The organism is Streptomyces sp. NBC_00354, from assembly GCF_036106915.1.
In the GTDB taxonomy this organism is placed as follows: Bacteria; Actinomycetota; Actinomycetes; order Streptomycetales; family Streptomycetaceae; genus Streptomyces.
In genome coordinates, this window is record NZ_CP107983.1 from 2,483,871 (window position 1) to 2,496,169 (window position 12,299).

General features: G+C 74.5%; 12 protein-coding genes. 3 read left to right on the top strand and 9 right to left on the bottom strand.

Annotated elements, in window-relative coordinates; genetic code table 11:
• Positions 1–119 precede the first annotated feature (119 nt).
• The 3 genes from OHT74_RS10825 to recA all read right to left on the bottom strand — a co-directional run bounded on the left by OHT74_RS10825 (position 120) and on the right by recA (position 4,499).
• On the bottom strand, positions 120–2,660 hold the full coding sequence (locus OHT74_RS10825) for an FtsX-like permease family protein (RefSeq protein WP_328620153.1): 2,541 nt from the start codon (positions 2,658–2,660) through the stop codon (positions 120–122).
• Positions 2,661–2,756: 96 nt separating this feature from the next.
• Positions 2,757–3,389, bottom strand: a complete 633-nt coding sequence (gene recX / locus OHT74_RS10830; protein WP_328620154.1) for a recombination regulator RecX — start codon at positions 3,387–3,389, stop codon at positions 2,757–2,759.
• 3 nt (positions 3,390–3,392) lie between these two features.
• Positions 3,393–4,499: a recombinase RecA gene (gene recA, locus OHT74_RS10835; RefSeq protein ID WP_266997317.1), complete on the bottom strand. Its 1,107-nt coding sequence runs from the start codon at positions 4,497–4,499 to the stop codon at positions 3,393–3,395.
• 324 nt (positions 4,500–4,823) lie between these two features.
• On the opposite strand from recA, the gene OHT74_RS10840 reads away from it, so the two are divergent.
• Both OHT74_RS10840 and OHT74_RS10845 read left to right on the top strand, forming a co-directional pair.
• The gene (locus tag OHT74_RS10840) at positions 4,824–5,645 is read left to right on the top strand and encodes a TIGR04222 domain-containing membrane protein (RefSeq protein ID WP_328620155.1); all 822 of its coding nucleotides are present in this window, start codon (positions 4,824–4,826) and stop codon (positions 5,643–5,645) included.
• A 65-nt stretch (positions 5,646–5,710) separates the two neighbouring features.
• A complete protein-coding gene (locus OHT74_RS10845; RefSeq protein ID WP_266663112.1) occupies positions 5,711–6,469 on the top strand; it encodes a Clp protease N-terminal domain-containing protein in 759 nt (252 codons plus the stop codon).
• Here the strand turns inward: OHT74_RS10845 and OHT74_RS10850 are convergent.
• Positions 6,420–7,535: an AI-2E family transporter gene (locus OHT74_RS10850; protein ID WP_328623297.1), complete on the bottom strand. Its 1,116-nt coding sequence runs from the start codon at positions 7,533–7,535 to the stop codon at positions 6,420–6,422. The genes OHT74_RS10845 and OHT74_RS10850 overlap by 50 nt on opposite strands.
• 213 nt (positions 7,536–7,748) lie before the next feature.
• A complete protein-coding gene (locus tag OHT74_RS10855) occupies positions 7,749–7,943 on the bottom strand; it encodes a DUF3046 domain-containing protein (RefSeq protein ID WP_266663114.1) in 195 nt (64 codons plus the stop codon).
• An 82-nt stretch (positions 7,944–8,025) separates the two neighbouring features.
• On the opposite strand from OHT74_RS10855, the gene OHT74_RS10860 reads away from it, so the two are divergent.
• Positions 8,026–9,015, top strand: a complete 990-nt coding sequence (locus tag OHT74_RS10860; protein ID WP_328620156.1) for a hypothetical protein — start codon at positions 8,026–8,028, stop codon at positions 9,013–9,015.
• On the opposite strand, the gene OHT74_RS10865 is transcribed toward OHT74_RS10860, so the two are convergent.
• The 4 genes from OHT74_RS10865 to OHT74_RS10880 form a co-directional block, all read right to left on the bottom strand.
• Positions 8,984–9,292 (bottom strand): AzlD domain-containing protein, encoded by a 309-nt coding sequence (locus OHT74_RS10865; RefSeq protein WP_266663116.1) that lies wholly within the window; start codon positions 9,290–9,292, stop codon positions 8,984–8,986. The two genes, OHT74_RS10860 and OHT74_RS10865, sit on opposite strands and share 32 nt — an antisense overlap.
• Complete coding sequence (locus tag OHT74_RS10870) at positions 9,289–9,981, bottom strand: AzlC family ABC transporter permease (protein WP_328623298.1); 693 nt, start codon at positions 9,979–9,981, stop codon at positions 9,289–9,291. Before OHT74_RS10870 ends, OHT74_RS10865 begins: the two co-directional genes overlap by 4 nt.
• Before the next feature lie 118 nt (positions 9,982–10,099).
• The gene (locus OHT74_RS10875) at positions 10,100–11,362 is read right to left on the bottom strand and encodes a DUF2716 domain-containing protein (protein ID WP_328620157.1); all 1,263 of its coding nucleotides are present in this window, start codon (positions 11,360–11,362) and stop codon (positions 10,100–10,102) included.
• Positions 11,363–11,371: 9 nt separating this feature from the next.
• On the bottom strand, positions 11,372–12,208 hold the full coding sequence (locus OHT74_RS10880; protein ID WP_266663119.1) for an AraC family transcriptional regulator: 837 nt from the start codon (positions 12,206–12,208) through the stop codon (positions 11,372–11,374).
• Between the last annotated feature and the right edge of the window lie 91 nt (positions 12,209–12,299).

The following is a 12,299-nucleotide window of genomic DNA, read 5'->3' on the forward strand; positions in this document are numbered from 1 at the left end:
AGGGGACCAGCGCCGCAGGCCACGCCCACCCCGGGCCCCGGGACCGGCACCGCCGAGGCGGTGGGGCCCCGGGCCCGCGGGCAGCGGGCGGCGGGCCGCGGGCCCGCAGGTGGTGGCCGCTACCTCGAGGTGGCCACCTCCACCGGAGGGACCCGCAGCGCAACCCGGCCCGGCAGGGCGGTGGCCACGAGGGCCAGCAGCCCCGCCACCCCCAGCACCCCCACGTACACCACCGGCAGCACCGCCGGCGCAGCCGCCCCCGTCATGCCCACGCTGAACGCGGTCAGCACGGCCAGCGAGATCCCCGACCCCAGCACCGCCCCGATCAGCAGCACCGCCAGCGCCTCCGTCCGCAGCATCCGCAGCACCTGACGCCGCTTCGCCCCCGCCAGCCGCAGCATCGCGAACTCCCGCAGCCGCTCCGCCGTGGACATCGCCAGCGTGTTGACCACCGCAATCGCGGTGAAGGCCAGCACCAGTCCCATCGCCAGCAGGTTGATCTCGGCGCCGGCCTGCTGCTGCTCCGCCCGTACCGCGTCCGCGTCCCGCGCCGACAGCACCCCGACCCCCGGGAACTCCCGTACCGCCGCGGCCAGCTGCTCCCGCCCGGTCCCCGGCTCCGCCGCCACCAGCACGCTACTCGCCAGCGGGTTGTCCACGTGCGCCGCGACCAGGTCGTGCGGCAGCGTCAGGTCCCCGAAGCCCAGCCCCCGCGCGTACACGGCCGAGACGGTCAGGGTGACCGGGGTCCCGTCGCCCAGCGCCAGCTTCAGCGGGCTCCCCGGCTTCAGCCCCAGCTGATCGGCGGCCAGTTCGCTCACCGCCACGCTCTTCTCGCCGAAGCCGTCCAGGCTCCCGCTCGTCACACCGGGGTCCCAGGTCCGGGTCAGCCCGGCCGGGGTCACCCCTTGCGCGCCGTACTTCGTCAGCCCCACCCGTACGGACGTGTGCACGATCTCGGTGGCCGCCGTGACCCCCGGGGTCCGGCGGATCCGCTCCGCGGCAGCGCCGGTGACACCCGGCCCCTGCGCGGCCAGCACCCAGCCGGCCCGGACCCCCTCACGGGTCTGCGCCCGGGCGGCGTTGCCCAGCGTCGGCGTGATGAACAGGACGGTGCAGGTCATGCCGATCAGCAGGGCGAGCGGGGTGACGGCGGAGGCCATCCGGGTGGCGTTGCCGCGCAGGTTCGCGGTGGCCAGGTGCCCGCCCGCGCCGGCCAGCCGCAGCGGCCCGGCGAGCAGCGCGGTCGCGCCCCGTACGAGCAGCGGGCCGAGCAGCGAGACCGCCCCGGCGAGGACCACGACCGCCAGGAAGGTCACCGGGGTCGACGCCGGCTCGGTGCGCAGCACACTCAGCACGGCGATCAGCACCACACCGCCGGCGAGCAGCAGCACCCCGGTCGCGATCCGGATCCACGCGGGCCGCCCCCGCTCGAGGGCGGCTTCGGCCAGCGCCTCGGCCGGGCGGATCCGGGCGATCCGCCGCCCGGTGATCCGGGCCGCGGCCCAGGCTCCGAGCAGGCTCGCGCCGACGGCGGCGAACATGGGGAAGATCCCGGCGGTGCGCTCCAGGTTGGCGGGCACGACCCCGCTCGCGATGAACCGGCCGTGCAGCCAGGCGGCGAGCGGGAGCCCGGCGAGCGCCCCGGCGACACCGGCGGCCAGGCCCACGACCAGGGCCTCGCGGCCGATCATGCGGCGCAGCTGCTTGGGTGTGGCGGCGATGGCGCGCAGCAGGGCGAGTTCGCGATAGCGCTGCTGGACGGAGAGTGCGAAGGTTCCGACGACCACGAGGATCGCGACGAGCAGCGAGGTGCCGCCCATGGCCCCGCCCATGGAGACCAGCTTGATGCGCGCGCCGGCCGCGTCGAGGAACTCCACGGGCCCGCGTGCGTCGCCCACGGCGACCTGCGCGCCGGTGCCCCCCAATGCCTGCTCGATGCGTCCGGCCAGCTCGCCGGGGTCGGTCCCGGGCGCGGGCCGTACCCCGATGGCGGTGACCTGCCCGTCGCGGGCGGCCAGCCGCTGCGCCTCGGCGTCGCCGAAGAACAGTGCGTTCTGCCGTGCGAGATCGCCGCGGGCGGTCTGCGTGATCCCGCTGACGGTGTACGTCTTCGGCTCGCCGGTGGCCTGCACGGTGAGCGGGGAGCCGGTCTTCAGCCCCGCACGGGCGGCCAGTTCACGGTCGACGACGACCTCGCCGCCGCCCTGGGGGGCGCGGCCCTCGGTGAGCGTGAAGGGGGTGAGCGCGGCGGATGTCCAGGCGTGCCCGTACGAGGGCTTCGCGCCGCCGGGGGCCTTGACCAGCGGGACGGCCTGGAAGCTGAGCTCCGGTACGGCCCGCTCGACGCCCGGCACGGACACGACCGCGTCCACCGTGGAGGCGGGGAGCCACGCCCGCTCGGCGACGGGCTTGGCCTTGTGCTTCGTCTTGGCCTTGCCCTTCTTCTCCTTGACCGTGGTCTGGTGGACGTTCTGGTCCGCGGAGACGACGACCGGCGCGGCCGCGTAGCGCTCGGTGGCGATCTTTCCGCGGAGTCCGGTTTCCAGGAGCGTGCCGCAGGCGGTGACGAGGGCCGCCGCGCACAGGAGTGCGACGAAGGCACCGAGGAATCCGCCCTTGCGGTCCCTGACGGTCTGGAGGGCGTAACGCAGCATCATGCGGGCAACTCTGCCGCCGGGCCTGCTTCTTGACAGTGGAGCACCCTGGCGTCCGCACCCGGGGGCTATCCCCACCCCCGGGTCCTGCGGCGCAGCTCAGAACCCCGGATACCCCAGGTCGTCCGCCTCCGTGCCGTCGTCACCCTCTTCCTCCAGCGCGCGCCGGACCACCCGCAGGGCCATGCCCTCCGGGTACCCCTTGCGGGCGAGCATCCCGGCGAGCCGCCGGATCCGCTTGTCCCGCTCCAGGCCCCGGGTGGCGCGGAGCTTGCGCTCCACGAGCTCCCGGGCGGTCTGCTCCTCCTGGTCGGAGTCCAGCTGTTCCAGGGCCTCCTGGACGAGGGTGGCGTGCACCCCCTTGGTGCGCAGCTCCTGGGCGAGCGCCCGGCGGGCGAGGCCCCGGCCGCGGTGCCGGGACTCGACCCAGGCCCCGGCGAAGGCGGCGTCGTCGATCAGGCCGACCTCCTCGAACCGGGAGAGGACCTCCTGCGACACCTCCTCGGGGATGCCCCGCTTGTCGAGGGCGTCCGCGAGCTGGCGCCGGGTGCGCGGCATCCCGGTGAGCAGGCGCAGGCAGATCGCCCGCGCCTGCTCTTCGGGACTCTGGGGCGGCAGCTCCTGGCGGCCTTCGCCACGGCCTTCGCCACGGCCTTCACGGCCGCGTTCGCGGCTGCCTTCGCGACGGCCCTCCCGGCCGCCGTTCCCGCCGCCCCTTTCCTGCTCCCGCACGGGTCAGCTCTTGGCTACGGCGGCCTTGGCCGTCGTCTTGGCCTTCGATGCGGGGGCGGGCACGGCCGTGGCCTCGGCAGGCGCGCCGGCGGCCGCCTCGGCGGCGGCGTCCTTGCGCACGCCCACGCCCAGCTTCTCCTTGATCTTCCGCTCGATCTCGTTGGCGAGGTCGGGGTTGTCCTTCAGGAAGTTGCGGGCGTTCTCCTTGCCCTGGCCGAGCTGGTCGCCCTCGTACGTGTACCAGGCGCCGGCCTTGCGCACGAAGCCGTGCTCCACGCCCATGTCGATCAGGCCGCCCTCGCGGCTGATGCCCTGGCCGTAGAGGATGTCGAACTCGGCCTGCTTGAACGGCGGCGCGACCTTGTTCTTGACGACCTTGACGCGGGTGCGGTTGCCGACCGCGTCGGTGCCGTCCTTGAGGGTCTCGATACGGCGGATGTCGAGGCGCACGGAGGCGTAGAACTTCAGCGCGCGGCCACCGGTGGTGGTCTCCGGCGAGCCGAACATCACACCGATCTTCTCGCGGAGCTGGTTGATGAAGATCGCGGTGGTCTTGGACTGGTTGAGCGCACCGGTGATCTTCCGGAGCGCCTGGCTCATCAGACGGGCCTGGAGACCCACGTGCGAGTCGCCCATCTCGCCCTCGATCTCCGCGCGCGGCACGAGGGCCGCCACGGAGTCGATGACGATCAGGTCGAGAGCACCGGAGCGGACGAGCATGTCCACGATCTCCAGCGCCTGCTCGCCGGTGTCCGGCTGCGACAGGATGAGGTTGTCGGTGTCGACGCCGAGGGCCTTCGCGTACTCGGGGTCGAGCGCGTGCTCGGCGTCCACGAAGGCGACGGTGCCGCCGGCCTTCTGCGCGTTGGCCACGGCATGCAGGGTCAGGGTCGTCTTGCCGGAGGACTCCGGGCCGTACACCTCGATCACGCGGCCGCGGGGCAGCCCGCCGACGCCGAGGGCGATGTCCAGCGCGGTCGACCCGGTGGGGATGACCTCGATGGGGTCGTTCGGCTTGTCGCCGAGGCGCATGACCGCACCCTTGCCGAATTGCCGTTCAATCTGTGCGAGCGCGGCGTCGAGAGCCTTCTCGCGGTCGGTGCCTGCCATGGGTTCCACCCGGTTTGCTTGAGTCGATCGCTTCACGCCATTGACGCTAACGCCTGCCACTGACAATGCGCTCCCACGTCCGGTTCGGCTGTGGATAACTCATCAGAATGGATGTTCGATTTCCCTGTCAAGCGCGCCACGCCCCACCTGGCGCGGGCCGCCCGGCGGGGCCGTCGGCCCGCGGGCCGGCGGGTCCGGTCCGACGCATTGCCCCGGCCACCGTGCAGCCCCACACTCAGGCGGAACGGAGCGGGACCGGGCGAGGCAAGGCAGCACAGCGCGGGGCAGGGCAGGGCACGACGGGACACGGAGTCGGGGGCGACGGTGTGGGTCTACATCTTCCTGGGTTCGGCCGTGCCGCTGCTCACCGTGACCCTCGCCCGCATCCCGCTGCAGCGCGGGCTCGATCCCGAAGGCCGGGCGGACACCGGGGCGCTCGGCCTCCACGAGGCCGCGTACCTGGACGGCGGCCCGCAGCGCGTCGCCGAGGTGGCGCTCACCGCGCTGCACCTGGCCGGGATGCTGCCGGTGAACGCCGACGGCCGGGTCGGGGCCGGCGTACGGGAGCAGCCCCCGCCGGCCGACCCCGTGCAGGTGGACGCCCTCCGCCGCGCAGCAGGGTCTCCGGCGTCGCGCGTGGACCGGCTCGGGGAGCTCGTCGCCGCCTCCCCCGCCACCGCCGCGGTCGGGACGGACCTGGCCGCACGGGGCCTGGCCGTCGCCCCCGGGAGCCGCGAGAGGGCCACGCGCACCCAGGCCGCGCAGCAGGTGCTGCTGGCGCTCGCGGTCCCGGCAACGGTCGCGGCCTGCGCCGTCGACTCTGCCACCGGGAAGGGCAACGGCCTGGGGCCGTTCCTCGCGTTCGCCGCGCTCGGCGCGGTGACGGGGCTCGCCACCCTGTTCGCCGGGCCGGTGCCCGGCCACGCCACCGCTGCGGGCCGACGCCGCAGCCTCGAGGTCTTCGCGGACGGGACATGGTCGCCGCGGATCCCCTGGCCGGTGGCCGGTACCCCTGTCCCCGCGGGGGCCCGGTCCGCGCTCATCGAGGTCGTCCGCCACGGCATCTCCCGCGCCCCCGCCGCCCTGGCCCGCCCCATGCCCGCACCCCCGCCCTCCCCCGCACCGCCCCACGAGGCCCCGGGTTGACCTCAGCCCCCCAACTGACAACCCAGGGTTGACGCCCTCTCGACTGTCAACCTACGGTTGCACCCATGACGAACCCTTCGGTGGAACCCGTTCGCATGACCAATCCGGTACGCCTCGACGACCTGATCGAGGCCATCAAGAAGGTCCACACCGACACCCTGGAGCAGCTCAGCGGCGCCGTCGTCGTCGCCGAGTCCCTCGGTGACGTCGCGGACCACCTCATCGGCCACTTCGTGGACCAGGCCCGCCGCTCCGGCGCCTCCTGGACCGACATCGGCCGCAGCATGGGCGTCACCCGCCAGGCCGCCCAGAAGCGCTTCGTCCCCAAGGCCGACAAGGAGGGCGAAGCCGGTATCGACCCCAACCAGGGCTTCGGCCGCTTCACCCCCCGCGCCCGCAACGTCGTCGTCACCGCGCAGAACGAGGCGCGTGCCGCCGGCAACACCGAGATCCGCACCGAGCACCTCGTCCTCGGCCTGCTCGCCGAGCCGGAGGGCCTCGCCGCGCTCGCCCTGCGCGCCCAGCAGGTCTCGGCGGACGACGTACGCGCCGCCGCGACCGCCGCCCTGCCCCCGGCCGCCGGGGACGTTCCCGAGCTCGTCCCCTTCGACGCCTCCGCCAAGAAGGCCCTGGAGCTCACCTTCCGCGAGGCCCTGCGCCTCGGCCACAGCTACGTCGGCACCGAGCACATCCTGCTCGCGCTCCTCGAACTCGAGAACGGCGAGGGCGTCTTCAGCGGCCTCGGCGTGGACAAGGCCGCCGTCGAGGCGACCGTCACCGAGGCCCTGGCAGCCTTCCTCGCCACGGCCGAGGAGAAGGAGTAGCCGGATCCCCGGCGGCCCCGGCCGCCCCGGCCGCCCCTTCCGTCACCTCGTACCGCTTCACGTACGCGCCGAGGAAGGCCTGCAGCGTGGCGACGGCCGGGATCGCGATCAGCGCCCCGACCGCGCCCAGCAGGGCGGTGCCCGCGATGACGGAGCCGAAGGCCACCGCCGGGTGGATGTCGACCGTCCTCGCGGTCAGCTTCGGCTGCAGCACGTAGTTCTCGAACTGCTGGTAGACCACCACGAATCCGAGGACGTACAGCGCGTACCAGGGCGAGTCCGGGAAGGCGATCAGCATCGGCAGCGCGCCCGCCAGGTAGGTGCCGATGGTGGGGATGAACTGGGAGACCAGCCCCACCCACACCGCGAGCGCGGGCGCGTACGGCACGTCGAGCACCGCGAAGACGACGTAGTGCGCGATGCCGGACACCAGGGCCATCAGTCCGCGTGAGTACAGGTAGCCGCCCGTCTTGGCGACGGCGATCTCCCAGGCGCGCAGCACCTCCGACTGCTTCGCAGGGGGCAGTACGGAGCACAGCGCGCGCCGCAGCCGCGGCCCGTCGGCGGCGAAGTAGAAGGAGAAGAGCCCGACCGTCAGCAGCCTGAAGAGCCCGCCGAGCACCGTGGCGGACACGTCGAGCACGCCGGTCGCGCTGTTCTGTACGTATTTCTGGAGCCAGTCGGAGTGCAGCAGGCTGTCCTGGATCGCGAGCCGGGACAGCTTGGTGTGGAAGGTGGTGTTGATCGAGCCGATCACCGAGTCGAGATAGCCCGGGAAGCCCTGCACCATCGCCACGATCTGCCCGGCGAGCATCGAGCCGAGCAGGACGACGAAGCCGACGGCCGCGACGAACACCCCGAGGAACACCAGGAAGGTGGCGAGCCCGCGGCGCATCCCGCGGGCCGACATCCGGGCCACGGCGGGTTCGATCGCGAGCGCGAGGAAGAACGCGATCAGGATGTTGACGAGCAGCCCGGTCAGCTGGTGGAAGGCCCAGCTGCCGAGCTGGAAGCAGGCGATGAGGGCCAGGACGAGGACGACGGCGCGCGGCAGCCAGCGCGGCATCCGGGCCCCGGGCGCCGCCTGGGCGGTGGCGCCGCCGGGAGGCCCTGCAGGACCGGCGGGACCCGGCCCGGTCCGGCCGGTCGCCGCCTCGGCCGTACCGGCCGACCCGGTGGTGTCGGCGGTGCCGGTCGTCGTCACGGTCGTCTCATCGGTGGCTGCCACGCGCCCCAGTCTGTCCCACCCGCCGCGCGGACGGGGAAGCGGCCGCAGGCATCAGCGCAGCGAGGCCGGCACGCCCATCGCCGAACACACCGCGCGCCACACGTCCTTGGCCTCCCAGCCCGCCTCCAGCGCCTGGTGGACGGTGCGTCCGCCGAGCTCCGTCATGACGTGGTCCCGCGCGAAGGAGTCCGCGTAGCCCGCACCGAAGTGCTCGGCCATCCGCTCCCAGAAAATCGTCAACCGCATGCCCCCAGTATCCCGCCCCGGGAGAGTGCACCGGCGCTGTTCGCCCCCCGTCCCCGCACGGCCGCGCCCTACGGTTTCACGCATGCCTGGAGACGAAGCTTCCTCGCTGGCCCCACCCACCCCGCCGACCCCGCTGGCCCGCGCCGAGCAGTTCATCTGGCTCACGGCCCGGGTGCTGGAGCAGCGGCGTTTCGCGTTCCACTTCCTCGGCGGCGACCCCGACGCGGTGGACACCGCCCTCGGCTCGTACCTCAACGCCGACGGCGGCTACGGCCACGCCCTCGATCCCGATCTGCGCGGTCCGCTCAGCCAGCCGCTGCACACCGCGCACGCCCTGCGGGTCCTGGACAGCCTGGGCCGCTGCGCCGGGCAGCGGATCGAGCGGCTCTGCCGCCACCTCACCCGGGTCTCGACCGCGGACGGCGCGCTTCCGGTGCTCCTCCCGGCCCCGCGCGGCTACCCCGGGGCCCCGTACCACCCGCTGTACGACGATCCGCCGGCCGAACTGCTGACCACGGGCCCGGTCGTCGGCGTACTGCACCGCAACCGGATCTGGCACGCGTGGCTGTTCCGGGCCACGGACTTCTGCTGGGACCGGGTCGAGACCCTGCGCCGCGCGGACCCGTACGAGATCCAGAGCGCGGTGGCCTTCCTCGACGGCGCCCCCGACCGGCCGCGGGCGGTGGCGGCCGCGGACCGGCTGGGACGGCTCGTGCGCGAGCAGCGGCTCGTCGTGCTCGATCCGCGTCGCCGCCGCGAGTACCCGCCGTACCCCGGCCACGCGCCGGGCGAGCAGCTGTTCCCGCACGATGTCGCCCGGCGGCCGGAGTCGCTGGCGCGCGGCTGGTTCACCGACGAGGAGCTGGGGCGTTCGCTGGACTTCCTGGCCGCCGCGCAGCAGCCGGACGGCGGCTGGCCCGTGCGCCGCCTCGCGTGGGCGCCGGGCAGCTCGCTGGAACGCCGCCCGATCGCCACCCTGGAGGCCCTGCTGACCCTGCGCGCGTACGGGCGCCCCCTGGCCGGCGATCCCCGTGAAGCGGCTAACCGCCCAGAGCCCGGACGCCCGCGGTGACGACCACGGCGGCGCCGACCACGAGCAGGAACGGGGCCCTCAGCAGCAGCGCGAGCCCGGCGGCGGCCAGCCCGGCGGCGCGGGCGTCGAGCACGAGCCCGTGCCCGGTGCCGAAGGTCTGCTGGGCGGTGAGCGCGGCGAGCAGCGCGACCGGCAGCAGCGCGGCGAGCCTGCGCACGAGCGGCCGCTCCAGTGCCCCGGCGGGTACGAGCAGCCCGGCGAGCTTGACGGCGTAGCAGCCGACGACGGTGAGCCCGATGGCGAGCCAGACGTTCACGAGCGGCGTCCCTTCAGCCAGAGGATCACGGGGGCGGCGAGGGCGGCGACGAGCACCGGCAGCCCGGCGGGCAGCACGGGGAGCAGGCCCAGCCCGAGGACGACGGCGAGCGCGGCGACGGCCCGCTCGGTGGCGGTCTTCAGCATCGGCGCGAGCAGGGCCAGGAAGACGGCCGGTCCGGCGGCGTCCAGCCCCCATGCGGCGGTGTCCCCGAGGGCTTCGGCGCCGAGGGCACCCAGCAGGGTGGTGAGGTTCCACAGGACGTACAGGCTCAGCCCGGTCACGGTGAACCCGAGCCGCGCCGACCTGCGGTCGGGCTGCGCCAGCGACACGGCGGTGGTCTCGTCGATCACCCAGTGGGCGGCGAACGGCCGCACGGCCCCGGGCAGGTTGAGCAGCTGCGAAAGCCGCAGCCCGTAGAAGGCGTTGCGCGTACCGAGGAAGAAGGCACCGGCGGCCGCGGTGAACGGGTTCCCGCCCGCGGCCAGCGCCCCGACCAGCGCGAACTGCGAGGCTCCGGTGAACACGAACAGGCTCAGCACACAGGCCTGGAGCACGCTGATCCCGGCCCCGGCGGCGGTCACCCCGAACGCGAACCCGGACAGCCCGACGGCCACCCCGACCCCGAGCGCGTCGCGTACGACGGCGCCGCGCGGCCGCCCGGCGACCTCCTCGGGGGTCTTCTGCATCAACGTCCGATGTTCTTCCACCCGGCGAAAGTACGCAGGCCAGGGGGGTCGGGTCTTGTACGTTCTTGCGGGTCCCGTACGTCTTGCGGGTCCCGTACGCCTTGCAGGTCCCGGCGGATCAGCCCCGGCGCCGCACCGGCTCGCCGAGCAGGGCGGTCAGCTCCGCCTCCACCGCACCGAGCAGCCCCGCCCCGAAGACGGTCAGCGTGTGCTCCCAGGGGTGGCCGAAGGTGCCGAAGCGCAGCCCGGGGTCCACGTAGAGGTAGAAATCGCCGTCCGGATACGCCTGGCCCGGGCACTCCGGCTCCCCGGGGCCGCCGACCCGGTGGGGGTCGAAGGCGTAGCAGGGGTGCTGCCAGTCCAGCCAGTGCACCTGCTCCCCGGGCTCGGTGACGGCCCTCAGCCCGCGCAGGACGATCCGGTCCAGCCCAGCGACCAGCGACTCGTGGGGGTCGCCGAGCGGCCAGGTGGCGGACGGGCCCGGGGCGGCGAAGCCGGGGATGTCCACGACCTTGGTCCGGAAGCCGAATTCGCTGCGCAGCCGGTCCCACAGCACGTCGTCCTCCGACCCCGCGAGCTCCCGGACGGGACGGGTCCGGGCCGGCGGGCCGGCCAGGTCCAGCCGGAAGGTGCGTACGGTCGTGAGCTCGGCGAAGCCCGCCGCGAGGAGTGCGGTGCGCAGCTCCCCGTCGGCTTCGGCGATGCAGTACGCCGCCGCGCCCGGCCGGTGGTGGTCCGCATCGCCGGGCGGCGTCCAGTGCCGTACGAAGGCGGCGGCCGCCGCGGGGTCGGTCAGCCCGCCGACCAGCATGAAGTCGGTGCCGCGGGCGACCTCCAGCCAGCCCGCGGCCACCACGCGACCCTGCTCGATCAGCACGGAGAGGTCCCCCGGGTCGCAGCGCCGGCCGCGGTCGGCCTCGAACTCGGCGAGCGGCTTGGCGTGCGGCCCGCTCGCGGCGGCCAGGGCCTTCCACGGGGAATCCCCCTGCAGACCGCTGTAGACCGAACGGACCCCGGTCTCCCGGCCCGGCGCGAGCCGCGCGAGATCCGCGACGAGCAGCGAGCGCGGGGCGTCGGCGGTGAACCCGGCCGCGGCCAGCTCCTCCGCCAGGTCCGGCGGGTCCTCCCCGTACACCTTCCACCGCACGGGTTCGCCGCGTGCCGCGAAGGCCTCCTGCTGCCGCCGCACCAGCCCGGCCAGCTCGGCGCGCGGGATGTCCGTGAGCGGCCGGTGCCCGACCGTCCCGTGCGTGCCGTAGTGGGTCCGTACGAAGGGCCCGTCCTGCTCCACCACCGCGCCCGTCGGCGGCCACTCGGGCACCCGCCCGCGCACCTGCGCCGCGTACGCCCGCCACACCCCGGCCTGCTCCACCCCGTCCACGGCGGGAGCCTAACCGCCCGCCCGCCCCCGTCGGTACGCGCCCGGCGGGACGCCGACGATGCGGGTGAAGTGCCGGTTCAGGTGCGGCTGGTCGGTGAAGCCGACGGCTACGGCCGCCTCCGCCGGCGGGGTGCCTGCGTCGAGCAGCCGGCGGGCCTGCCGGACCCGGGCGTCGGTCAGCCAGGTGTGCGGCGGCATCCCGTACCGCTCCCGGAAGGCCCGCAGCAGGGCGAACGGGCTGGTCCCCAGCTCCGCGGCCAGCCGTTCCAGCGACGGCGGCTCCGCCATCCGCTCCTGGAGCACCGCCCGGGCCGCCGCGGCGTCGGCGGCTCCGGCGCTGCGGACCGTACGGACGGGGAGCGGTCCGGCGTGCCGGGTCAGCATCCGCGCCACCGCACGGCGCAGCAGCGTGTCGGCGGCCAGCGCGTTGCCCTCCTCGGCGGCCCGGTGCACCTCGGTGATGACGTGCGAGGTCTGCGGGTCGGCGACCGAGTCGGCGGTGAAGCCTGGGGTTCCGCGCAGGCTGCCGATCTCCGCGGCGACCTCGGCGATCAGCTCCCGGGAGGGGTACAGGGTGGCGTAGGCCCAGCCTTCCGGAACCCCGGCCCGCGCGGTGTGCGGCACCTCGGGGTTGATCAGGACCACGCTCCCGGGCCCGGCCCGCACGATGCCGCCGGGCAGGCCGACTTCCTCGATACCGCCGGTGACCGCCGCGATCACGTAGCCGTCGTGGGCGTGGCGCGGGAAGGTGTGGCGTACGTAGCGGGCGCGCAGCAGGTCCAGGCCGGGCAGTTCCGCGTACTGCCAGTGCCGGGCCCACTCCCGCTCGACCGCCTCGTCCGCCATCCCCCCATTCTCCGCCTTGGCGGTGGCTGGCGGATCAGGGCCGGGCCCTGTCCGGGTGTTTCCCCAGGTCCGGGCCGTTGTCGGTGCCCGG

What these genes read in the sequence shown, in the direction of transcription:
- OHT74_RS10825 (WP_328620153.1), bottom strand. Translation starts at nt 2,660, where the DNA reads ATGATGCTGCGTTACGCCCTCCAGACCGTCAGGGACCGCAAGGGCGGA.
- recA (WP_266997317.1), bottom strand. Translation starts at nt 4,499, where the DNA reads ATGGCAGGCACCGACCGCGAGAAGGCTCTCGACGCCGCGCTCGCACAG.
- OHT74_RS10845 (WP_266663112.1), top strand. Translation starts at nt 5,711, where the DNA reads ATGACGAACCCTTCGGTGGAACCCGTTCGCATGACCAATCCGGTACGC.
- OHT74_RS10850 (WP_328623297.1), bottom strand. Translation starts at nt 7,535, where the DNA reads ATGCCGCGCTGGCTGCCGCGCGCCGTCGTCCTCGTCCTGGCCCTCATC.
- OHT74_RS10855 (WP_266663114.1), bottom strand. Translation starts at nt 7,943, where the DNA reads ATGCGGTTGACGATTTTCTGGGAGCGGATGGCCGAGCACTTCGGTGCG.
- OHT74_RS10860 (WP_328620156.1), top strand. Translation starts at nt 8,026, where the DNA reads ATGCCTGGAGACGAAGCTTCCTCGCTGGCCCCACCCACCCCGCCGACC.
- OHT74_RS10870 (WP_328623298.1), bottom strand. Translation starts at nt 9,981, where the DNA reads ATGCAGAAGACCCCCGAGGAGGTCGCCGGGCGGCCGCGCGGCGCCGTC.
- OHT74_RS10880 (WP_266663119.1), bottom strand. Translation starts at nt 12,208, where the DNA reads ATGGCGGACGAGGCGGTCGAGCGGGAGTGGGCCCGGCACTGGCAGTAC.